Source organism: Rahnella sp. 1L-D-7-B-C2, assembly GCF_057290995.1.
This window is the reverse complement of record NZ_JBXAVQ010000023.1, coordinates 9,708-33,509: the sequence shown is the minus strand read 5'-3', so window position 1 is coordinate 33,509 and position 23,802 is coordinate 9,708. Positions and strand designations below refer to the sequence as shown.

Here is a 23,802-nt window from a genome sequence, read left to right as displayed (position 1 = left end):
TGATTATCCGTAAAATCGAAAATATCAGCAGCATTGATACATTAAAACGGGATGATGAATGTGGCGAAAAGACCGATAACATTTGATGCTGAAGCGTTGCGAAGTTTTGTCACCGGGATTGAGCTCGGCAGTTTTGTCCTGGCCGCTGACCGCCTGGGGCGTTCGACTTCGGCGGTCAGCGCTCAGCTAAAAAAACTCGAACAGCAGGCGGGAACGGAGCTGGTACAAAAATCAGGGCGGCATCTGATACCCACTGAACGCGGTGAAGTGATGCTGAGCTATGCGCGGCGGATCCTCAGCCTGAACGATGAGGCCAGCGCCGCACTGCTGGCGAGCGCGCTGGGCGGAAGCCTGAATGTGGGGATGCAGGAGGATTTCGGCGAAACCCTGTTACCGGCGATCCTCGGCAACTTTACCCGCGCGCATCCGCAGGTGCAGGTTTCTGCCAGCATTACCCGTAACCGGGAGTTGCTCGACGGCATTCGACACAATGAATTCGATCTGGCCGTGTGCTGGCAGGCAGACGACGCGCCGCTTTTCCCGTCAAGCCAGCCCCTTGGGCGCGTGCCTTTACGCTGGGTAGGCGCGAAGAACTTCCCGCTGAGCCACTATCTGGCGAGCAAAGATCCCTTGCCGCTGCTGGTCTTTGAGGCGCCATGTCTGATGCGCAGTGCGGCAACGGCGGCGCTGGACCGCGCGGGAATTTCCTGGCGCATTGCTTTTACCAGCCGTAGCCTGAGCGGGATCTGGGCGGCGATGTCGGCAGGTTTGGGGGTGACGTTGCGTACTGATTTCGGAAAGCCTGAATCATTGCAGGTCCTGGAGGAACTGCCTGCGGCAGGGGATATCGGAATCAGCCTCCATCAGAGCGAAACGCCGCCGTGTGAGGCCGCAACGCATCTGAAAGAGGCGATTATCGACTTTTTTACCGCGACTACTTTCACCCTGAAGAAGTGAGCGGAGAAGTTTACTTTTTTGCCGGTTGCTGACGATAGTGCGCCAAACGTTCGCGGAAGTAGGTGCGCAGATGTTCCGGTTGTTCCATCTCCACCTGATCGGCGTTCACCGGCAGGTTGTTGCGTTCACGCACCACCACCGTACCGGCAGCCAGCCCGGTACTCACTTTATCCATTTCTTCTTTACTCAGACCTGCGAGAGTGTTGTTCATAGGGTCTCCTTTATTCTTCAACTGCAACGGTAAATAAGGTTTATTTTAGCGCAGAGCCAACCAGTGTTTTTAGCATCCCATCTGCGCAATATTTATCTAACAGCCCCCTCTGAATTCCGGGGGGGATGACCTCAATGAAATCAGTTATCCGTTCGACATTATCTTCCCCCCAAATGAATATCCGGTCCGGGTGATAAAAATCATGCGTCTTTACCGATACATTATTTGTGATCAGTTTTTTATTAAATGCCATTGCTTCCAGCGCGCGTAACGTTAATCCGGTTTGCCCAGGTTTATTAATTTCCACAACAATGGAGGACTTTTGGAGCTTTTCAATATTTTGCTGATAGGTCAGTTTTTTATTAACGCAAACAGAAGGATAGTCGGAATTCTTTTCGTCGCCGTCAACCAGATAAAAATCGGGATGGCAATGATTTTTTTGCAACAAGGGGGCCAGTTCCCGAAGCAATTCTGCACGATAACGGTCGTATCCCCCCACGTAGAAACACGAGGGTGGGGAACAAATTTTCTGCGGTTCTTCAGCGTGGGCACGGATTTTACTGAGAGTGAAAGGTAAAAACTGATCCACGTACGAAAGATTATATTTAAGACAATCTTGCGGGTCGAAACTGTATATGACGTCGAAAACAGAACTCACTCTGTCCAGATAATTTTCATTATCAGAAAGCAATTTCAGGCGTCGTCGTTTGGATGTCAGGGCGTCAACAGAGTCTCGCAGTACGAGTATTTTTTTACAGCGCAGGGGATCAATCAGATCCAGCATCAGGAAGGCGCTGTAAGCATTAGAAATGACAATGTCATTATCGGCAATGTGCCGGAATTTTACCGCGATTTGCAGTTTTCGATGCCAGCGCTTTAGCGTTTTTCCCGGCAGCAATTTATGCACAGATTTAAAATGCTGTTTGACGCGATAAATCTCAACGACGTTGAAGTCTTTTTTGAGCGCGGAAGTCATCATTTTTTCGTATTCTGAGTTCCATTCAACAAAGTGTATTTTCACCGGTTCCCTAAGATTATTGCTCATCATGCCCCCCTTTTTCCCTGCAGTTTAGCATCTCCCGCAGCGAAAATGTCTGCGGTTCCTCTACGTCACTGGTCTGTTATTTCACAATTAGTTTACAAAATCGCCAGAGTCAGGTCATTATTCAGGCTTCTTTTGCACTGAGTGGAGCCTGACGATGACGCGAATGACAGCCAAAGACTTTCCTCCTGAACTCCTCGAATACTTTGATTTCTACGTGCACGGCAAAATGACCAAGCGGGAATTTCTCGATCTTTCGGCCAAATTTGTGGTCGGTGGATTATCGGCGGCGGCGCTCACTACGCTGATGACGCCGAATTACGCCTACGCCGAGCAGGTGGAATTCACCGATCCGGACATTGTGGCCGAGTATATCCAGTATCCCTCGCCGCAGGGGCACGGCAGCGTGCGCGGATATCTGGTGCGTCCGGCAAAAGCCACCGGCAAAGTGCCGGGTGTGGTGGTGGTGCATGAAAATCGCGGACTGAATCCCTATATAGAAGACGTGGCGCGCCGCGTGGCGAAGGCCGGATTTATCGCCCTTGCGCCGGACGGGCTGAGTTCCGTCGGCGGTTATCCCGGCAATGATGAAAAGGGGCGGGAACTGCAAAAGAGCGTCGATCCAACCAAACTCATGAACGACTTTTTTGCCGCGATTGAATTTCTGATGCACCATGAAACGGCGACCGGCAAAGTCGGGATTACCGGTTTCTGCTACGGTGGCGGCGTGGCAAATGCCTCGGCGGTGGCCTATCCCGAGCTGGCCGCGGCAGCACCTTTCTACGGCCGTCAGCCGAAAGTCGAAGACGTGCCACGCATTAAAGCGCCGTTATTGCTGCATTATGCCGAACTGGATAAACCGATTACGGAAGGCTGGCCTGCGTATGAAGCGGCGCTCAAGGCTAATCATAAAGTGTACGAAGGGTATGTGTATCCCGGCGTCAATCACGGGTTCCATAACGATTCCACTCCGCGTTATGACAAAGCGGCAGCGGATCTGGCGTGGGACAGAACGGTGGCGTGGTTCAACAAATATCTGGCGTAAACGAGTTTTCAATGAAAAGGGCGGGAATCGATCCCGCCCTTTTTCCGTTCTGCAAACCGGTTATGACTTCAGTTTGTCGTCGAAATCGGACGCGTCGTGACGCTCTTCGAGTTGTTCATAGGTCTCGCCCCAGGTGCGGTTGACAATCCGCCCGCGCTTCACTGCCGGACGGCTGGCGACTTCATCGGCCCAGCGCTGGAAATGCTTATATGACGCGATGTCGAGGAACTCGCCCGATTCGTACAGGCCGCCTTTTGCCAGGCTGCCGTACCAGGTGAAAATAGCGATATCGGCGATGGTATATTCTTCACCCGCGATAAAGCGATGATCTGCAAGTTGTCTGTCGAGCACGTCTAGCTGTCGTTTGGCTTCCATCGTAAAGCGGTTGATGGCGTATTCGATTTTCACCGGCGCGTAATGGTAGAAATGCCCGAAGCCACCGCCCAGATAGGGTGCGGAGCCTTGCAGCCAGAACAGCCAGTTAAGGGTTTCGGTGCGGCCAGCGAGATCTTTTGGCAGGAACTTGCCAAATTTTTCTGCCAGATACAGCAGGATGTTGCCGGATTCAAACACGCGGATCGGCGGGGTGGCGGAGTTATCAAGCAGGGCAGGGATTTTTGAGTTTGGGTTTACATCCACAAAGCCGCTGGAGAACTGATCGCCTTCATTGATGCGGATGATAAAAGCGTCATATTCCGCGCCGCTTACGCCGAGCGCCAGCAGCTCTTCCAGCAGGATCGTTACTTTCTGGCCGTTCGGCGTGCCGAGAGAGTAGAGCTGAAGCGGATGTTTACCCACTGGCAGCGTCTTCTCATGCGTCGGACCGGCTACCGGGCGGTTGATGTTCGAGAACTTACTGACTTCGTCTTTATTCCACGTCCAGACTTTCGGTGGCTGGTAGTTATCTGACATTGAAAGCTCCACATCGGTTTTTGAGGATAAGACAAAAAGTCTAGCAGGAGAACCCGATGTGCGATGCTGAGAATGTGCCCTGCGATCTGCCTTCCTCCCTGACATGTCAGGCCTGCTGCGGATAAAGCCCTTTGCGCTTCCATTTCACATCGGCCACCGACTGGCCGGGGTATATTTTCCCCTGTAACAGCAGATTGAATTTCGCTCCCGTGGCGCGCATCAGGCGGCTTTGCAGAATGTAGACGGCCTCGGTACCGAGTTCCCTGCAGGGCAGAAGCATCGCGCTGAAATTCATCGGCGACGCCACTTTCATTTCGTGTTCAAAATCCATACTTAACAGCGAAATGTCTTCCGGAACTTTTATGCCAAGTGCCGTCAGTGCTTCCAGCGTCGCATGCGCAATGGGCGTGCTGCCGCAGATAATGGCGGAAGGCAGTGATTCACGTTGATGCATTTTCAGATACTTTTCAACACTTTCCCGCGCCTGTTCTTTGCCATTGCCATGATTAATCAGCAGATGTGTGGCTTCGTCGAACACCACATGATGCTCAAGACAGGCACGCTTGAAACCATCCAGCCGCTGCATCATGGTTTCCCTGCGCAGATCGGTGAACAGTAAAACCGGCCGGTGGCCGCGCTGAAACAGATAATTAGCGGCACTGTAGCCAAGGGAATAGTGATCTGCCGACACACAATCAAGGCGCATTTCGTTGTCCCTGGCGTTGATCATCACCACCGGTTTATTCGATTCTGCCGCCAGCCGGTAGAGCATCACGTCGTCGATGCCGATAATAATAATGCCATCCACGTCTGACTGATTAAGCGCCTGCATAAAGTTGGCGATATCCGGTTCGTTGACTTCCAGTGCGCATTTACGAACGTGGATATCGAAACGGGTGACCTCAGCCGTTATTTCCTGAATGGCTTCATAATAGTAGAGATCTTCATGCGGAGAGAATGCCGCCGGTGGAGCGCAAATTAACAGGGTATTCATTAACAACCGGCTGGCCGGAATGTCACGCAAGATACCCATGTTTCGTGCATGGTTAAATACCTTCTCTTTTGCCTGCGGGCTGACATTCGCTTTACCTGCTAATACCCTGGAAACGGTGCTGGGAGAAAGCCCCGTTAACTCGGCTATTTGCCTGATTTTTAATTTTCCTGTCATTTTGTGATCAATGCCTCATTAGCTTATGGACTTATTACCACAGTTAACTGTTTGTAAATCATCAGCTATTCATCATCATATCAAATCCAAAACGCCACGCTGCAATTCCTGTCACAAATACCGGTTGTTGGAAAAAAATGTCATTACTATTCTCAATCCAATTCGTATCGGAAAAGAAATAAAGTATTTATCCGCGCCTGATTTAATAATGGATTAATTAAAATCGTCATTAAATCAGCAAGGTGACGGCTGCCCGTCAGTCTGAAATCAGGAGTGAAATAATGTTGAGAATAGCAATTATCGGTACTGGTAATATTTCACACAATCATATTCAGGGATATTTAGAGTTTGCTGACCGTTGTCAGATAGTCGCACTGGTCGATATTTATCCCGAAAAAGCAGAGGAGAAAAAACGGCATTACGGTCTCGCGACGGCGAAAGTGTATGCCAGCCATCAGGAGATCCTCAACGATCCGGATATCGACGTGTTTGATATCTGCACTCCGCCATACGTACATGCGGAAATTTCCATTGATGCGCTGAAATCCGGCAAACACGTATTGTGCGAGAAACCGATGGCGGCGTCGTTGCAGGAATGCGATGCCATGATTCTAGCGGCAAAAGAGAGCGGAAAAACGCTGTCTATTATCGCACAGAACCGCTTTACCGATGCCTTCTGGCGGCTGAAAAAAGTCATCGATTCCGGCGAAGCGGGCAAAGTCTGTCATGCGCAGGTGGATTCCTTCTGGTGGCGCGGTCACTCCTATTATGATTTGTGGTGGCGTGGTACCTGGGAGAAAGAGGCGGGGGGCTGCACGCTCAACCATGCGGTTCACCATATCGATGCTATCCAGTGGATGCTCGGTTTTCCGTCTGAAGTGGTTTCGATGATCACTAATGCCGCTCACGATAATGCCGAAGTGGAAGATCTCTCGGCGGCAATTTTCAAATATGACTCGGGCGCGCTGACGCAGCTGACCGCTTCGGTGGTGCATCACGGCGAAGATCAGAAGATGGTGATTCAGGGCGAAAAGGCGCGGATTTCTGCACCATGGGACAAATTTGCCAGCATTTCTGCACCCAACGGCTTCCCGGTGGAGGCGCGCGATACGGCGCGGGAAAACCGTCTCGACGATATTTATCAGTCGATCCCTAAACTGACTTACACGCTGCACACCGGCCAGATAGACAATTTCCTCACCGCACTCGAGACCCATACGCCGCCGCTTATCGACGGCGTTCAGGGCAAGCGATCGCTGGAGCTTATCGCCGCCATCTATAAATCAGCCATTACCCGCAGCATCGTGACGCTGCCGATCCTGCCGGAGGATCCGTTCTATCAAACCGGCGGGCTGGTGTCGCTGGCCCCGCACTTTTATGAGAAATCTGCCTCTGTAGAAAACTTCGCCAATGAAGAGGCGATCCCGCTCGGCAAAGACATGGATAAAGGAGCCTGAAGATGAGTAATAAAGACGGAATGAATTATGCGCCGGTCGGGAAACCGCAGCCGGTGGTGAAGCCGGGCGAATTTGTGATCGCCGCCGCGGCGCTGGATCACGGGCATATCTACGGCATGTGCAACGGACTTATCGAAGCGGGTGCCAGCCTGAAATGGGTTTACGATCCGGACCCTGAAAAGGTGCAAAAATTTGTCAGCCAGTATCCGCAGGTGGCGGTGGCTGATTCACTGGACGTTATTCTCGGCGATAAAGAAGTGCAGCTGGTGGCGGGCGCGGGGATCCCCTCCGAGCGTTGTGAGCTCGGGCTGAAAGTGATGGACGCCGGAAAAGATTATTTCGTCGATAAAGCGCCGCTGACCACCCTTGGGCAACTGGCCGCCGCGAAAGCCAAAGTGGCCGCCACTGGGCGAAAATATGCGGTGTATTACAGCGAGCGGTTACACGTTGAGAGCGCGGTATTTGCCGGACAGCTGGTGCAGGAAGGGGCGATCGGGCGGGTTGTGCAGACGCTCGGCACCGGACCACATCGCGAGGGTGAAGGCCGCCCGGACTGGTTCTATGAAAAGGAAAAGTTCGGTGGGATCTTGTGCGATATCGGCAGCCATCAGATAGAGCAATTCCTGTTTTACACCGGTAACCGCAATGCGCGCGTGGTGGCAGCGCAGGCGTTGAATTTCACTCATCCTGAGTCACCGCGTTTTGAAGATTTCGGTGATGCGATGCTCGAAGGCGACAACGGCGCGCGCGGGTATTTCCGCTGCGACTGGTTCACGCCACAAGGGCTGAGCACCTGGGGTGACGGGCGACTGACGCTGCTGGGTACCGAAGGCTATATCGAGATCCGCAAATATGTCGATCTTACGCGCGGGGAACAGGACGTGGTGTATCTGGTGAATCAGCGCGGCGAGTTCCGCTATCCGGTGTCAGGCACCGTCGGCTTCCCGTTCTTCGGCGAACTGATCCTCGACTGCCTGCACCGCACTGAAAATGCCATGACGCAGGAACACGCGTTTAAAGCCGCCGAGCTGTGCGTGCGGGCGCAGATGCTGGCGAATCAGCCGGTTTAATCCGGGAGGTGCACCATGAAAATCACCAATGCGGCGATCATCGGCTGCGGGGCGATCCACACCTGCCACGCAGAGGCCATCCGGCAAAATCCGGCCAGTCGTTTGCTGGCTATTGCTGAGTGCGATGCAGGTATTGGACTGCCGCTGGCGCAGCAGTATCAGTGCGATTTTTATACGGATTATCGCGAGATGCTGCGCGATCCGCAGATCGACGTTGTGCATATCTGTCTGCCGCATCATCTGCATCAGGAAGCGATCCTCGCCGCGCTGGCAGCACGAAAGCACGTTTTTACCGAGAAACCGGTGGCGCTCAATGCCACCGAAGTGAAAGCGATCCGGCAGGCCCAAAGCCGTTCCGGAAAGTTGCTCGGCGTGTGTTATCAGAACCGGCTGAATCCGTCGAGCCAGAAGATCCGAACGCTGCTGGCAGGTGGGGAACTGGGAAAAATGCTGAGCATTAAAGCGGTGCTGACATGGTCACGCGGCGGCGCATATTACACCGACAGCCCGTGGCGCGGGCGGTTCGCCACGGAGGGCGGCAGCCTGCTGATCAATCAGGCGATCCACACGTTGGATCTGATGCAGTGGTTCGGCGGCGGCATTCACGCGCTCAAAGGCGTGGTGGACAGTCATTTTCTGACCGATGTGACCGAAAACGAAGACACCGCGATGGCCAGCATGAAACTGGCGAACGGCGCCCGCGGTTTGTTTTATGCCAGCAACGGGCACAGCACCGATTCACCGCTGCTGCTGGAAATTCACTGCGAAAAAGGGCTGCTGCAACTGCACCACAACACGCTGTGGCTGATCGAAGGAGAAACCAGAACGCAGCTGGTGAACGATCTGAGTCCGGCGGGGAATACTAAACGTTACTGGGGCGACAGCCATCGCCAGGCCATCACCAATTTCACGCACGCTGTGCAATATCCTGAAGATAAAAACTATACCTCGCTGGCCGATGCGGAAATTTCTTTGAATATGGTGGAGGCGATTTATCGATCCTCACAATTAAGACAATGGATAACGCTTTACGAATAAATAATTTTAATAATAACCCTACATTCACAGGATAATAAAAATGAAGCCTACTGAACGCAGAGTCGGTTACGGCACGGCCATAGGATATGGCGTGACGGATTTATTTGGTGGCGGTGCATTCGCCGTGATCGGAACCTGGCTGTTATTCTTTTACACCACCTATTGCGGATTATCTGTTTTAGAAGCGGGATCGATATTCGCTATCGCCCGCGTAATCGACGCCATATTAAGTCCGATCATGGGCTATATCACCGATAACTTCGCCAATACCTGGCTCGGAAAAAAGTTTGGCCGCCGACGTTTTTTCCTGCTGATAAGCGCGCCACTGATGTTTCTGTATGCGCTGGTCTGGGTGACCGACATGAGCTACTGGTATTATCTCGGCACCTACCTTTCTATCGAGTTGCTCTCCGCCATGGTGCTGGTGCCGTGGGAGACGCTCTCTTCTGAAATGACCAACCGCTTCAGCGAACGCACACGTCTTTCGGGCGTGCGCATGATTTGTTCCCAACTCGGTGGCCTGCTGGCGGTGTCGATCCCCGGTGTACTGATGCAGTTCACCGGGAAAGATAATCCGATGACCTACACTTATACCGGCATGATTTTTGCCACCATTTTTTGCATCGCCGTATTCACCACCTGGATGTGTACCTGGGAAGCCAAAGACGTGCGGGAAGAGTATGAGCCGGAAGTGCCCGGCGCGCGCAGCGGTAATCTCTGGCATCATTTGAAAAGTCTGGTTGTCGATCTCCTTTCCTCTTTTAAAATACGCATGTTTCGCCAGCATATTATTATCTATATCTTTTCATTTACCGCGCTGGATGTTTTCGGTGCCGTATTTACCTATTACGTGGTGTACGGATTACATCTTGATGCATCGGCGGTGTCCGGTTATTTAACCGTGGCTGCGCTGGCCTCGGTGCCTTCGACTTTTGGTTTTATGATGCTGCTTTCAAAACTGAATATGACACCGTCCGGGGCGCTGCGTCTGGCATATGGCATTATTTTTTGCGTGCTGGCTTTTTTATTCTATGTCTATATCACCGAAATGGCGGTGTCTGTTCTGTTATTCTCAGCGGTATTTGCCGTATTCGGTTTTGCACGCGCCGGCCTTTATTATATTCCGTGGAATATTTACAGCTTTATTCCCGATGTTGATGAGATCGTCACCAAAAAACGCCGCGAAGGGATCTTTGCCGGTGTGATGGTACTGACCCGTAAAAGCACCGTAGCGCTGGCGATTATGCTGATCGGTATCGTGTTGCAGGAAAGTGGTTTCGTTAAAGGGCAGGGGGTGCAACCTGACAGCGCACTGGATGCGATTATCGGGCTGCTGGTTTTCGCTACCGCAGCCTTACTGGCCGTCAGCTTTTACATGACCTTCAGGTTCAAACTAACGCGCGAAACGCACAAAATGCTGATTCAGGAAGTCGCCCGCCTGAAGTTAGGGGGGAATCTGCAAGACTGCACGCCGGAATGTCAGAAGGTGATTAAAGACCTGACCGGCTATGAGTATCAGGAAGTGTGGGGCGGAAATGCCACCGGCAAAGCGGTACGCAAAGACGTTGCGCTGGGGTAGTCGTTATCGAAGCGGGCAGTTCGGCTGCCCGCTTTAAAGTTAAAATAATTCATCCAGTTTATTAAGAAAATGCTAATAAGAAGTCGGGAGGCCAGATAGTGACTTCGCCATATTCTGCGATAAATAATCAACGTCATGAACCCGAGGTTAAAAAGTTAAATAATCGCTAAGGAGTGTAAGAAAATTCTGTAAATCACGTGGTGAATATGTCCTTTGTGATCTATATTTAAGGCAAATGTATTGGGGTTTATCATCTAAACTCGGTCATTTTTCCTGCTAATATAACCAGCGATAAAATATGAATTCACCCAAACCGCGCTCTCCTTTTCGTCCCCGTACCCATCGTTTTGCGCTTGAAAGCCGTCAGCTTTTTGACGGTGCCGCAGTGACCGAAGCCGCACAGCATAACGACACGCATCCCGATGGTAGTCATGGGGTCGCCGAGACGTTAATTCGCCCGGTTACGGTGGAGCGGGCGGCATCCGCACAACCTGTCACACCTAAAGAGGTGTATGTCATTGATAGCCATATCAGCAACTGGCAGTCGCTGGCAAAGCAGTTGCCGGAAAACAGCAAAGTGGTGGTAATCAATGATGTGTCCTCCGGCCTCGGGCAACTAAACACCGCCCTTGCGGGTGAGCGTGGCATTACCGCTATTCATATTATCAGTCATGGTGCAAATGACGAGATTACCCTCGGCAGTGATCAGATCACGGATAAAAACGTGGCCGACTGGCAGTCACAGCTGGCTGAGTTGGGGGAGAAACTCTCGCCTGAGGGTGATATTTTGCTTTACGGCTGCTCCGTCACTGGCCGTGACAGCTTGCTGCTGAACAAAATAGCCACATTCACGCAGGCCGATGTGGCTGCTTCTGATGATGCAACCGGCAGCACTGACCACGGTGGAAACTGGGTGCTGGAATCTCATACCGGCGAGATTGAAACACGCACCCTGACGTTCGATTACGACGGCATTCTTGATAATCCGGAACTTGAAAATACGCACGGTGACCTGATCGTCAGTGAACCGACGACGTTATATCCCGGAGGCGAAAAAGGGCAGTTTAGTGGCTGGACGCTGACCTCTGACGATCCTTCCCGTGTGTTTGTTGTTAACGTGTATCTCGATGATCATGATACCGGGACGCTTAGCAATGGCGCGCAAAGCGGCACACTGCTCACTTTTGGTGGCTCGGCAACTGAGGTGCAAAACTGGCTTAACCAGATCACGTTCACCGCCAGCAACATTGAACTCGGTAACCAGACCCGTACCACTGACGCTTCTGTTTATGTGTTTGGCGACAATGGCGGTATGCAATACGTTCGTCAGGGCATCATTATTACTCCCGCTAACGATCCAGCCACCATTAATAACGGTTCGCAGACAGTGCCTGAGCGTGGCAGCGGTGGCACGGTGATTGATAAAAATATCCTAAGCGTCATTGATCCGGATTTAACCGCCGGTGCCCAGACACCTGCGCAAATGGTGTACAGCCTTACCGCATTGCCGGTATATGGCTATCTGACCCTTAACGGTCAGCGGCTGGGGGCGGGCTCCGTATTTACCCAGCAGGATGTGAATCAGGGCAATCTGCGTTATTTCCACACCGCGACCGGGCTGGATCAAAACCAGACTGACAGTTTCTCTGCGCAAGTTAATGATGGCGCAACGCCGGTGAATCTGTCGGCGTCGTTCACCTACAGTCTGGTGATAAAGCCTGAAAACCAGCTGCCTTCAGTGTCCGGCAGGGGTACGGTGCTGGAAGGGCAGCCACAAAATTCTATCGTCGACAGTATTGTCGGCAACTATATTGAGGCCAACGGCGGCGGCGATCCGCAGGATCTTGACCTTACGCTGACCATTACACGTCTGCCCGAACACGGCATTTTGTATTTTAACGGCCAGCCGGTGCAGGTCGGGACCCGGTTTGATTATGCTGACCGCAGTTTACTGACCTATGCCAACGATGGTGCGGAAAATGTGGCTCAGGATACCTTTGGTATTCGGGTAACGGACCAGGGGGGCGGAACGGGGATCCCTGCCAGCAGCGATGGTGTAGTGACGCTCGACATTAACAGTATCAATGATGATCCGCTGTTCGACAGCAACAGCACCCTGCAAGCCATTGTCGATACCGGTACCGGCAGTGTCGTGCTGACGCCGGACATGCTGAACGCTACTGATGTTGATTCCACCGACAGTCAGGTTAGCTTTGTGGTAAACACCGCCAACATGACTCACGGTTATCTGACCCTCAACGGCCTGAGGTTGCAAAATGGTGATACCTTCACCGTGGCCGCAGTGAAAGCCGGGCAGATCGCGTATGTGCAATACCGCAACACGAGTGCCGTGGGTGAGCAGGACAGTTTCGATTTTCAGGTGATCGACCACACGCTGTCGGTCTACTGGACACAGGATGGAGTGATCCATTCGCGTCCTGGTGGCGTGTACAGCGGTGATACGCCGCAGGATATATTGTCGCGCTATCGTTTCACTTTATCTTTGACCGATAACGTCGCCAATGCGGCGCCGGGGCAGGTACCGACGCTTGATCAGCCGGTAACCTCCGTCATTTCACCTGTTTTTGGCACAGACGTTAACGATCCCAACGCTCTTTCGCACGGTACGCTGACCGAAGGAGGAACGCTGGTGCTGGCCGGAACCGGACAAATTAGCGATGCTAATCCGGGGCTGAGCTACGTGGTTCCCAACGTTTCGCCGGATGAAGTCGTTTACACCTGGCAGGGAATGGCAGATCTCAGTACCAGCCTGAGCCTGCAGAAAAACGTCGGTGGCGTCTGGCAAACCCTCGGTCTGCTGGGGACTTTTACGCAGGCTGATATCAATAACGGATTGATCCGGTTTGCCCACGACGGGGGCGAATCATTCAGCTTTACCGGCCTCTTTGAGGTGACGGCCGGGAAGGTGACGCTGGATCCCAACGGTGATCCGGTGCCGGTTGTCTGGGAACCAAGCGTCGACATCTACGTCACGCCAGTTAACGACCTGCCCACAATCAGCGGTTCTTCCAGCAACGTTTTAGCCGAGGGAGATACGCTGGTGATAACCCTCGATATGCTCTCTGCACGCGATCCTGATGATGCAAACAGCGGCTCGCCGTGGGAAACCAGTCCGGCCTTAAATGGCAATCCTAACTATGCCCTGAATAACGATGCTACCGGTGCAGACGCCCTTAAACTGGTGTTCAAAACTTTACCGGCAGGCGGGACGCTGCAATATTTCGACGGCGCTGACTGGCAGGATATTACTGCTGCGGATATTAATACGCTGCAGCTGGATGCTTCGCTACTGACCAATGATGCCACCAGCCGTCTGCGTTTTGTCAGTGATGGCAGCGAAGTCAGGAGTGCGTCGTTCAGTGTGTCAGCAGTCGATCGCTGGGGAGCCGAATCAGCCACGGCGGCCAGCGTGGGGTTGATCATTACCAACGTTAATGATGCACCACAAATTGCCGCAGATCCCACTCAGACTGATCCGTCCGTTCCTGTGGATTCCCCGAACATGGCGGGCGGGTTGCCTGCCAATAATCCGCTGACGGTGACGGAAGGCAGTTACGCGAAAATAACCGATGCGATGTTGCAGGCTTATGATCCTGACAGCAGTGCTGAACAGGTTCAGTACACGCTGAACAGCACACCTGCTTATGGCCGTCTCGCCCGATCAACCGATGGTGTCAATTTTAATGTCATCAGCACCGGATCCTCCTTCACTCAGGCGGAGATTTCGGCGGGCTATATTTACTATCTGAATAACGGCGTTGACCGTGCGGTGGCCACCGACGGTTTCAGCTTCACGCTGTCAGACGGCAATAAAGAACAAACCAATAACCAGTTCGTAATCAACATCAGCCCGGCAAATGATGCGCCGGCGGTGGTCTACAGCGGCGGGGCAGTGAATGCCGGAGCCGGTGCGACTGGCGTGGGCGGATTCACGGTTGATGATCCGGATCTCGACGCCGGAGCAGGCAACGTCAGCGATTTCCTGCAAACCACGGTGCGTTTATTACACAGTGACGGCAGTGCTTTTTCCCGCAGCGAATACAGCGACGTAGTCCTGCAGGTGGCGAATGTGTCGGGGCTGAGCGTGACGGGCGGAAATGGCGAACTTTTGATGCTGACCGGCACAGCGGCGCAGATCAACAGTGCTCTGGCGGGACTGAGCATTTCTTTTGCCAGTGACCGTAATGCGATTTATCAGTTGCAGGTTCTCACTGACGATCGCCTGCGAGACGCGAGCGGCGTTCTGACCGGCAGCGCAAACGGTGGCCCGGTGAATCAGCCTGCCGTACCGGCGTTTGGCACGTTGCCAGCGCCGGTAGATAACCGCGAGTACAACTGGTACAGCGATGTCGTGCCAGCGAACAGCGGGAACCTTGCCGCCAGTGTTGCGCTGCTGCGCGCCTCCAGCATCAATGACCCCGGCACGTTGAGTGCTGGAAACGGTAAAGTGGTAAATGAAGATCTGCCGACCTTTATCGGCGGAGATTTCGTGGTAAGCGATACCGAATCCAACGCATTTGGTCTTCCGGTCACCGTCACACTGAGCGTTGCGCAAGGGACGTTGGGCATCGGCGGTGACGGGGTACAAACTGAGTTTAACGGCGTAACTGTTCAGGGAGACGATAGCGGAACCCTGATACTGACCGGTCAGGCCAGCGCGATTCAGGCATTGCTTAATGATCCCGTGAACGGTTTGACGTACCTCAGCGCACTCAACGCTAATCAGGATCAAAACGGCGCCGCCGCCGGGGATGTCACTCTGACGGTGAATCTCGATACGCAGGCGTCTGATGTCGGCGCAGCCAGCGGTGTGTCTCCGGCCAATGTGTCGATCGCGCTGGTGATCCAGCCGGTCAACGATGCGCCGACGGTCACGGCAGCGACCGGTATCATTAATCTGGATAACGACAAAGCAGGAGGCAACAGCGTTCCGGGCTTTGTGGTAGATGATCTGGATATCACTCTCGATGGCGGCATTGCCAACGGCGAAACCGATCATTTACGTGTCACAGTCCGTGTGACTCAGGCAGATGGCACGCCGTTGCCCGTAGGGTTATACCGCGACCAGCAAAACTCGGCGATCACCATCACCTCTGGCAATACTGCCAGCGGCGTGACTGTTCAGCAGATCAGTCAGGACGGCGTGAATCCGCCTTCAAACGGCGTCAATGCACCAATTGTTATTGATGGCACCAGGGCGCAGGTTCAGGCTTTTTTAGATCAGCTGCAGGTGACCATGCGGGGTATCGCCTTTGATGATGCGGATGAATATTACCGCGTCGAAGTCATTGTTGACGATCGTAACCGTACCGCCAGTGGCGCGCTCACCGGGCTGGCAAATGGCGGAAATAACCTGAACGCTGCGGGTGATAATATCTCAAGCGCTCCGGCCACTGAGATTGACCCTTATGCCGCGCTTCCGGCGGGCCTGGCTCAAAATGTGGCATCAGCATCGCGTCTGGTCTTCCAAAGTAACGCTAACGATGCGGCGCAAATCACGCTGGGGAATACTCCTTCGATTTCCCGGGATGAAGGCAGCGCTACCATCACCTTACCGAAAATAACGGTTTCCGATGTCGATGCGGCAGATGGCAATTTGACGGCGACGGTGAAATTGCCCGCCGGTTTTGTCTTTGTCTCCGGTGGCACGGCGAACGATCCTTCTGTCATGACCCTCACCGGTACGCTGGATCAAATCAACAACCGGCTGGCGAACTTACAGGTGAGATTGCCGGATGTTGCCGGTGTCGCGACGGCCGCAGACTGGAACGGCAACTTTGCGGTCACGGTGACTGTCAACGACAACGCCAATAGCGGTGAGCGCCCGGCGACATTACCCGCAGATATGAACAATGCCCAAAGCGATCCGGGTAAAGCGGAGTTTGCCGATGCGACCTCGGCGGCCATTATGACTACCCGGCAATTTACCTTCACGGTTAACCCGGTGAACGATGCGCCGGTGGCGACGGATACCACCGCACAGCTGCCCGCCATTAGCGAAGATGCCCTCAATTCCGGCATTGTCGGCGATTCAGTCGCTCATCTGTTCGGCAATAAATACACCGATGGCAAAGACAGCATTGATAACAGCACGAACGGCGGCAGCGGCGGCTCACAAAGCGATACCTTCTGGGGAGTAGCAATAAGCCAGTCTGCGGCGAACGCCCGGCAGGGTGAGTGGCAATACTCTGTGGATAACGGCAATAACTGGGTAGCGGTAGGCTCGCGCAGCGACAGCAACGCGCTATTCCTCAACGGTGCGGCACTGTTACGTTTTGTTCCTGCGCAGAACTTTTTCGGTACTCCGAATACGCTCGGTGTGCGGCTGGTGGAAAATAACAGCTATACGGATAAAACCTCTTCCACGGTACAACCTGGCAATGGTGTGACGAGCAGCGCCAGCAACAACGGTGGCTCATCGCTGATTGGCAGTCAGGTGATTTTGCTGAGTACTTCTGTCAACAATGTTAACGACAGCCCGACGCTGAACAATGCGCAGTGGAGTTTTGCTGAAGATGGCAATACGCCGCAAACGCTGGGCTCACTGTTACAGAATGCCTATAACGATAACCTTGATAACCAGTCCGCGATCGCTGGCGGTGGCAATGCCAGCCAGCCACTGAATTATGTTGCGGTGTACGGCGACACCACAGATGCAGCCAGGGGGCACTGGGAATATTTCTATAACACCCAGTGGAACAGGCTGCCGGCTGATCTGACGCAGGACAGTGCCCTGATCCTCGACAGCACTACGCAGATGCGTTTTGTGCAGACCAGCGATTACAACGGTGCCGTGAGCGGTGGCCTGCAATTGCGGGCATCGGATTCCCGTGACCCGTCGTTGGTAGGCGGAAATGGCGTCAACACGCGGGTCAGTCTGACCAGTTACGCACCGAATTACTCCAACTCTACCAACCACTGGTCCGATACCGCGCAGCTGTCGGTGTCGATCACGGCAGTCAAAGATGCGGTGAATGATCAGGTGCAGGTGCATGCAGGTAACCCGCTGAACATTACCGCTGAGCAGCTGCTGGCCAACGACAGTTTTGAGAATGCCGGGCGCACGGTCACCAGCGTCAGCCAGCCTTCACACGGGACACTGACTTTTGCCAATGGTGCGATGGTGTACCGTCCGGCCACAGGCTACGTCGGACAAGATACCTTCACCTATACCGTCACCAGCGGTGGGGTGACCGAAGCGGCGACGGTCACGATTGATGTCACCAATATTAAACCGGTAGCCGTCAGCGACAGCCGGACACTGGCAGAAGACAGCCCGGAGATCACGGGTAATTTGCTCAGCAACGACAGCGATGCCGATGGCGATCGCCTGACCCTGACGACGTTCAGTATTAATGGGCAAAGCTACGCGCCAGGCCAGATCCTCACCCTCGACAATCACCGGGGAACGCTGCTGATCAACAGCGACGGCACCTACCGCTATACGCCGGTCAGCGACTGGAATGGCAGTATTTCGCTGACCTACACGGTTTCTGATGGCAATCTTGGCGGCACGGCCAGCGCTGAATTTGTGCTGACGGTGAGCGCGGTCAGCGATATTCAGGATGACGTGTACTTCGCCCATGCGGGTAACCCAATCACCGGCGATGTGCTGGCAAACGACACTTTCAGTAATGCGGATCGACAAATCACCGGCGTCACTAACGGCGCGCACGGTACGGTAACCATCACCGCGAACAACCAGGTGATTTATACCCCGGAGCCGGGTTTTGCAGGGCTTGATGAGTATACGTACACCGTGACCAGCGGCGGAGTGACCGAAACCGCGACGGTGTATGTGCAGATGCTTAATCAGCCACCCAATACCAATAACTTCTTTGTGACCACGCCGGAAGACAGCGCGGTGCAGGGCAATCTGCTTAGCGGCATCAGCGATCCGGACGGGGATCCGATTTTCATTCAGGAATTTACCGTCGGTGGCCAGACTTATCAGGCCGGTCAGTCCGTCTTTCTGACGGGCAGCGGAACCTTGACGATGGGCCGTGACGGGAGTTACCGGTTCATTCCGGTCAGTGACTGGAATGGCCAGGCTCCGACCGTAGGGCTTATCATCAGTGACGGTTATCCAGGGGGAACTAATCACGCAACGCTTGATATTACGGTCACTCCGGTTGCCGATATCGCCGGTGATTTCGCGACCGTACATGCGGGAAAATCAGTCACTATTGATGCGCTTAATAACGATAGCTTTGAGGATCCGGCACGGCTAATTACCGGCACCGGCCCGTCGGCGCATGGCACGGTGCAAATCGTCAATAACCAGCTGGTTTACACCGCCAGCGCGGGCTATGTCGGTACGGACAGTTTCACCTACACCGTCACCAGCGGTGGGGTGACAGAGCAGGCGACAGTCAATATTACGGTGACCAATGCTGTGCCCGTTTCCACAGATTTGACGCTGCTGACGCCGGAAGACACGGCCCTGAGCGGAAACGTCGTGCAGCTGGCTTTTGATGCCGATAATGATCCTCTCACACTGACCGGATTTACCCTCAATGGCACGCAGTATAATGCCGGCCAGACTGCCACTATTGAGGCGGGATCGCTGACCATGAGCAGTGACGGTAGCTGGCGCTTTACTCCTTCTGCTGACTGGAACGGCAGCGTGCCACAGGCCACCTTTACCCTGTCTGACGGTAATACGGGTGGACAGGTGACCAGCCAGCTGTTGATCACCGTTGTACCGGTAGCGGATGTGCTGGATGACCTGACCACCGTCCACTCTGACAATTTTGTCGATATTCCGGTGCTGGATAACGACAGCTTTACTGACAAACAAATTGTCAGTATCAGCGCCGGAATTCCGGTGGTGAACTCGATTTATTCGCTCAGTGACCAGGGCGGCCGTGTGCAGGTGCTAAGTGACAATACGGTGCGCTATCTGCCTCCGGCTGGCTTTACCGGTACGGATACTTTCACCTACACAGTGACCAGTTATGCGGGAGTGACGGAAACCGCTACCGTCACCATTCTGGTGACCAACGCTGCGCCGTCTGCCGGTAATACCGCGATTTCAACCGCAGAGGACACGAGCATCCTCAGCCAACTGGACGTGACTGATCCTAATGGCGATGTATTGCAGGTGGTGACCTTTACGGTCGATAACGTCAATTACGATTTTTCCAGTGGGAATACGCAAACCGTGAATATCACCAGCGTCGGCCAACTGGTGATGAACCGTGATCTCACCTATTCCTTTACGCCTGTCAGCGACTGGAACGGTGTCGTGCCGCCAATTGCCTATACGGTGAGCGATGGCAATGCTGGCGGCGAAGTTAGCGGATCGCTCTATATCGTCGTGACGCCGGTGAGTGATGTGCACAATGACAGTATCAGCCTGCAGGCCGGCACATCGGACACCCGAAATCTGTTAGTCAACGACAGTTTCTCAAACAGCGATCAGCGGGTTACGGCGGTCACGCAAGGCCAGCACGGCACTGTATTGATCAATACCGACGGCACCGTAACCTATACCCCTGCCAGCGACTATGTGGGCAGCGATATCTATACCTATACCGTGACCAGCGGTGGCAAACAGGAAACGGCGACGGTCTTCGTCACGGTGACCAACAGCATACCGGTGGCGCAACCGCAGCCCGTGAACTCCGGCCCGGAAGACGCTCCGCTCAGCGGAAATGTGTTTGACCATATCAGTGATGCCGATACCACGGATACTCTGAAGGTAGTGAGCTGGAATCTGCCCGGCGACACGGCGCCGCGTCCTGCCGGGATCAGCATCCCTATTCCCGGCCAGGGCACTTTCATTATAAATCCCGATGGCAGTTACCTGTTTACTCCGACGGCCGACTGGAATGGTGCGGTGCCGGTCATCAGCTTCTCGGTAAGCGACGGCCATGATGGCGGCAGTATCAGCAGCCAGCTGACACTGAACATTACGCCGGTCGATGACATCGCGCCGGACAGCGTGCGCGTGCATTCCGGTACGTCAGTCATCATTGATGTGTTGAAAAATGACACCTTCAGTAATGCCGATAAACAAATTGTTTCGGTAGCGAACGGAACTCACGGCCAGGTCACCATTGTGAACGGCAAAGTCGTCTATGTGCCGACAGCCGGATTTGTTGGCACAGATACGTTTAGCTACACCGTTATCAGCGGTGGACGACAGGAAACGGCGTTGGTGACGGTTGAGGTATGGAACACCGCGCCTCAGTCTGCGCCGGATTTTGTCAGCGCTGACGAGGACCATGTGGTGACAGGCAACGTGCTGGCTAATGACAGCGATCTGGACGGCGATCAGCTGAAAGTGGTGAGTTTTACCGTCGGCAGCGATCTGACTGTCTATCAGGCTGGCGGGGCGGTCACGCTGGCGGGGATGGGCACCTTTGTCTTACAAACCAACGGAACCTACACATTCCGTCCGGTAGCTGACTGGAACGGCAGCCTGCCGGATATTCGCTACACTGCCACTGACGGCAACACCAATGGTGAAAGCAGCAATATTCTGCGTATCTCGCTGCGGCCGGTGCAGGATGCCCGCGACGATCGGGTAAGCACTCATTCAAACGTGCCGGTAGATACCGACGTCCTGGCCAACGATAGCTTCAGTAACAGCGATAAAACGGTGAGCGCCTTTAGTCAGCCCGCGCATGGCACCGTATTACTGGTCAATGGCCAGCTGCGTTACACCCCGTCAGCAGGATATGTGGGGGATGACCAGTATACCTACAGCGTTACCAGTGGCGGGATCACTGAGACGGCCACTGTCCGGATTCAGGTATTAAACATCGCGCCTGTCGCCTCGCCGGATATCAGTAATATTACCGAGGATGGGGCCGCCTTCGGCAACCTGTTGCTTAACGACAGCGACCCGGATGGCGATACTTTGAGCGTAACCGGCTACAGCGTGGGCGGACAAACTGCGCTGGCAGGCGTACCGCTACAAATTTTGGGCATTGGTGCTGTGCAAATTAACGCCAACGGTGACTGGTTGTTTGTCCCTGTGCCCGACTGGAACGGTGACGTACCGGAAATTACCTATACGCTGACTGACGGCAATGATAACGGTGTGCGCACTCAGACGCTTAACATCGGCGTAAGTGCGGTCACCGATGCGCATCAGGATCAGGTGTATACCCATTCGGGCCAGCCGGTGAACGTCGACGTGCTGGCAAATGACAGCTTCAGTAACCCGGATGCTACGCTTACAGGCGTCACCTCACCGGCCAGTGGAACGGTTGCCATCGTCAATGGTCTGGTGGTGTATACGCCGCGTGCAGGCTTTGTCGGCTACGACAGTTTTGAATATACGGTGACCAGCGGCGGTATTGAGGAAAGCGCCACGGTAGTGGTCTGGGTAACGAACCAGCAGCCGGTCGCCAGCGATATTCATGCGGCGATGAATGAAGATGGTGGCACCTTAAGCGGGCGTCTGACCGTCAGCGACGGTGACAACGACGCGGTATGGCTGACATCCTTCAGTCTGGCGGGGGACGCCACACAGTATCAGGTGCCGCAGTTCGGCAGCAGGACGATTAACGTGCCGGGGGCGGGCGAGCTGACACTGACCAGCGATCGTCAGTTTATTTTCCGTCCCTTGGCTGACTGGAATGGCACTCTGCCGGTCATTACTTGGCAGGTAACGGATGGTAATGAAAACGGAAATACCGCCGGGCAGCTGGCGATCGTCATCAATCCGGTGGTCGATATTGCTGACGATCGCGGCACCTTGCTGGCGGGCGGGAGCCTCACCAGTAATGTGCTGGAGAATGACAGTTTTGAAAACCCTGACCGTCAGATAACGTCAGTCACACAGGGACAACACGGGCAGGTGACGCTCCTGGCCAATGGCCAGATTCGTTACGTGCCGGACGCCGGTTTTATCGGAACGGATCGCTATACCTACACCGTCACCAGCCACGGCGTGACCGAAACCGCCAGCGTACTGGTGGTAGTAAAACCGGTGCAGGAGGTCACGGTCTACGAATCAGGATTACGTAACCCTGCCAGCGGAAATGCCAGCGTTGAGGGTACGTTCGACGTTTCTTCATTGGATGCGACCCGCTCACTGACCATCAATGGACAGTCATTCACCCTTGCTCAGTTACAGCAGCTTAATAACCAGCATCCGCTGACGCTGGATATCGGGGGAGGTGCGCTGCAGTTGCTGGGGTTCAGCGCTCGTGATGGGGCTTCCGGCACACTGGCGTATCGCTACATACAACATTCTGCGGTAGATCATCACGGTGCCAGCGTGGTAACGGTCAGCTTTAACGTGTCGGTAAACGGAGAACTGGCCGGTCGGCTGACGGTGAATATTGTCGACGATGTACCACAGGCACAGCCGAATGAGGCGGAGATCTTACAGGATCGCGGGCAAACATCCGTCAGCGGCAATGTGTTTGCTGATGATGTGATGGGGGCAGACGGGCCGGCAGCACAGGGGCCGGTCGTCGGCGTGATGTCGCAAAATACCGGTCGTATCGGGAGTATCAACGGCGTCAGCGCCGGTGCCTATGGCACGTTGCAGCTCGATGCGCAAGGCAACTGGCGTTATGACATCAACCGTGGGGATCCGCGCGTGGCGGCACTTGATTTCAATGCCAGCCTGCGCGATGTGTTCGTTTATACCCTTGAGGACGGCGACGGCAATACCAGCCGCTCGACCCTGACCATCGTTATCCACGGTGTCACGGCCATGCCGAATGTTGCGAAGGACGATACCTGGCACGACGCCTTATTGAGCAGAAATGAGACATTGCAGACCCCGCGACCAGGCTTCACGCCGGGGCTGTTCATTTTGCCGATGATCCATGAAATAGAAGATCTTGAGCAGAAAGACGTTCTACGGACTACTTTCAGATTAAGCATGCTGGGATATGGTCCGGAGTATCTTCAGGCACCCATACTGGAGCAGGGGATCTTGTCCCCGCGCTGGATTGACAGTACGCGGCAAACGCGCGACGCCGCTACCCTGCAAGGCAATGGTCTGGGGCAGAATCTGCTATGGGATGCGTTCAGTCCGTTCAGTCTGCGGCAGGTCGAAAAACGGGAAGTATTACGGGGGCCGGAGGGTGAGAAGGCCGCACCCGTTCGGGAACCGGTGCAACAGCCTGAAAATCAGGCGCACGACCTACAACCTCTGGCGGCAGGACATGAGCCAGGCAGTATCAACTTACAACGATTAACGACATCGGTTCACGGCGCCCGGTCATTGTCAGCGCAGCTTGCGGCACTACACCGACCTGCGTCTGACCACTCTATTGTGCTGATACCTGCCGCTGTGGCGAAGCAGGATAAGTAATTGTAAAGGGATTAATA

General features: G+C 54.2%; 11 protein-coding genes. 7 read left to right on the top strand and 4 right to left on the bottom strand.

All coding sequences use genetic code 11. The annotated features are described in order from the left end of the window. The first annotated feature begins 60 nt into the window (after positions 1 to 60). The gene (locus AC0Z7K_RS22130) at positions 61 to 957 is read left to right on the top strand and encodes a LysR substrate-binding domain-containing protein (RefSeq protein WP_485615966.1); all 897 of its coding nucleotides are present in this window, start codon (positions 61 to 63) and stop codon (positions 955 to 957) included. 10 nt (positions 958 to 967) lie between these two features. Here AC0Z7K_RS22130 and AC0Z7K_RS22125 read toward each other — a convergent pair whose 3' ends face one another. Together AC0Z7K_RS22125 and AC0Z7K_RS22120 are read right to left on the bottom strand one after the other, a co-directional pair. Continuing rightward, positions 968 to 1,168: a DNA polymerase III subunit theta gene (locus AC0Z7K_RS22125; RefSeq protein WP_485615964.1), complete on the bottom strand. Its 201-nt coding sequence runs from the start codon at positions 1,166 to 1,168 to the stop codon at positions 968 to 970. Positions 1,169 to 1,208: 40 nt separating this feature from the next. Continuing rightward, entirely contained in the window at positions 1,209 to 2,216 is a 1,008-nt protein-coding gene (locus AC0Z7K_RS22120; protein ID WP_485615963.1) for a WaaS/CpsH family glycosyltransferase, read from the bottom strand. Between the two features lie 151 nt (positions 2,217 to 2,367). Between AC0Z7K_RS22120 and yghX the strand changes: the two genes are divergently transcribed. Continuing rightward, positions 2,368 to 3,255, top strand: a complete 888-nt coding sequence (gene yghX / locus AC0Z7K_RS22115) for a YghX family hydrolase (protein ID WP_413529229.1) — start codon at positions 2,368 to 2,370, stop codon at positions 3,253 to 3,255. A gap of 60 nt (positions 3,256 to 3,315) precedes the next feature. Here yghX and yghU read toward each other — a convergent pair whose 3' ends face one another. Together yghU and AC0Z7K_RS22105 are read right to left on the bottom strand one after the other, a co-directional pair. Then, complete coding sequence (gene yghU / locus AC0Z7K_RS22110) at positions 3,316 to 4,167, bottom strand: glutathione-dependent disulfide-bond oxidoreductase (protein ID WP_485615962.1); 852 nt, start codon at positions 4,165 to 4,167, stop codon at positions 3,316 to 3,318. A gap of 106 nt (positions 4,168 to 4,273) precedes the next feature. Then, positions 4,274 to 5,335 carry a LacI family DNA-binding transcriptional regulator gene (locus tag AC0Z7K_RS22105; RefSeq protein WP_413529231.1) on the bottom strand — a complete coding sequence of 354 codons (1,062 nt, stop codon included), beginning with the start codon at positions 5,333 to 5,335 and terminating at the stop codon, positions 4,274 to 4,276. Positions 5,336 to 5,616: 281 nt separating this feature from the next. Here AC0Z7K_RS22105 and AC0Z7K_RS22100 point away from each other — a divergent pair, with 281 nt between their 5' ends. The 5 genes from AC0Z7K_RS22100 to AC0Z7K_RS22080 all read left to right on the top strand — a co-directional run bounded on the left by AC0Z7K_RS22100 (position 5,617) and on the right by AC0Z7K_RS22080 (position 23,785). Then, entirely contained in the window at positions 5,617 to 6,792 is a 1,176-nt protein-coding gene (locus tag AC0Z7K_RS22100; protein WP_485615961.1) for a Gfo/Idh/MocA family protein, read from the top strand. Positions 6,793 to 6,794: 2 nt separating this feature from the next. Next, entirely contained in the window at positions 6,795 to 7,862 is a 1,068-nt protein-coding gene (locus AC0Z7K_RS22095; protein WP_485615959.1) for a Gfo/Idh/MocA family protein, read from the top strand. Positions 7,863 to 7,877: 15 nt separating this feature from the next. Next, positions 7,878 to 8,900 (top strand): Gfo/Idh/MocA family protein, encoded by a 1,023-nt coding sequence (locus AC0Z7K_RS22090; protein ID WP_485615958.1) that lies wholly within the window; start codon positions 7,878 to 7,880, stop codon positions 8,898 to 8,900. A 40-nt stretch (positions 8,901 to 8,940) separates the two neighbouring features. Next, the gene (locus AC0Z7K_RS22085; RefSeq protein ID WP_413529235.1) at positions 8,941 to 10,479 is read left to right on the top strand and encodes an MFS transporter; all 1,539 of its coding nucleotides are present in this window, start codon (positions 8,941 to 8,943) and stop codon (positions 10,477 to 10,479) included. 298 nt (positions 10,480 to 10,777) lie between these two features. Then, the gene (locus AC0Z7K_RS22080) at positions 10,778 to 23,785 is read left to right on the top strand and encodes an Ig-like domain-containing protein (protein WP_485615957.1); all 13,008 of its coding nucleotides are present in this window, start codon (positions 10,778 to 10,780) and stop codon (positions 23,783 to 23,785) included. Positions 23,786 to 23,802 lie beyond the last annotated feature (17 nt).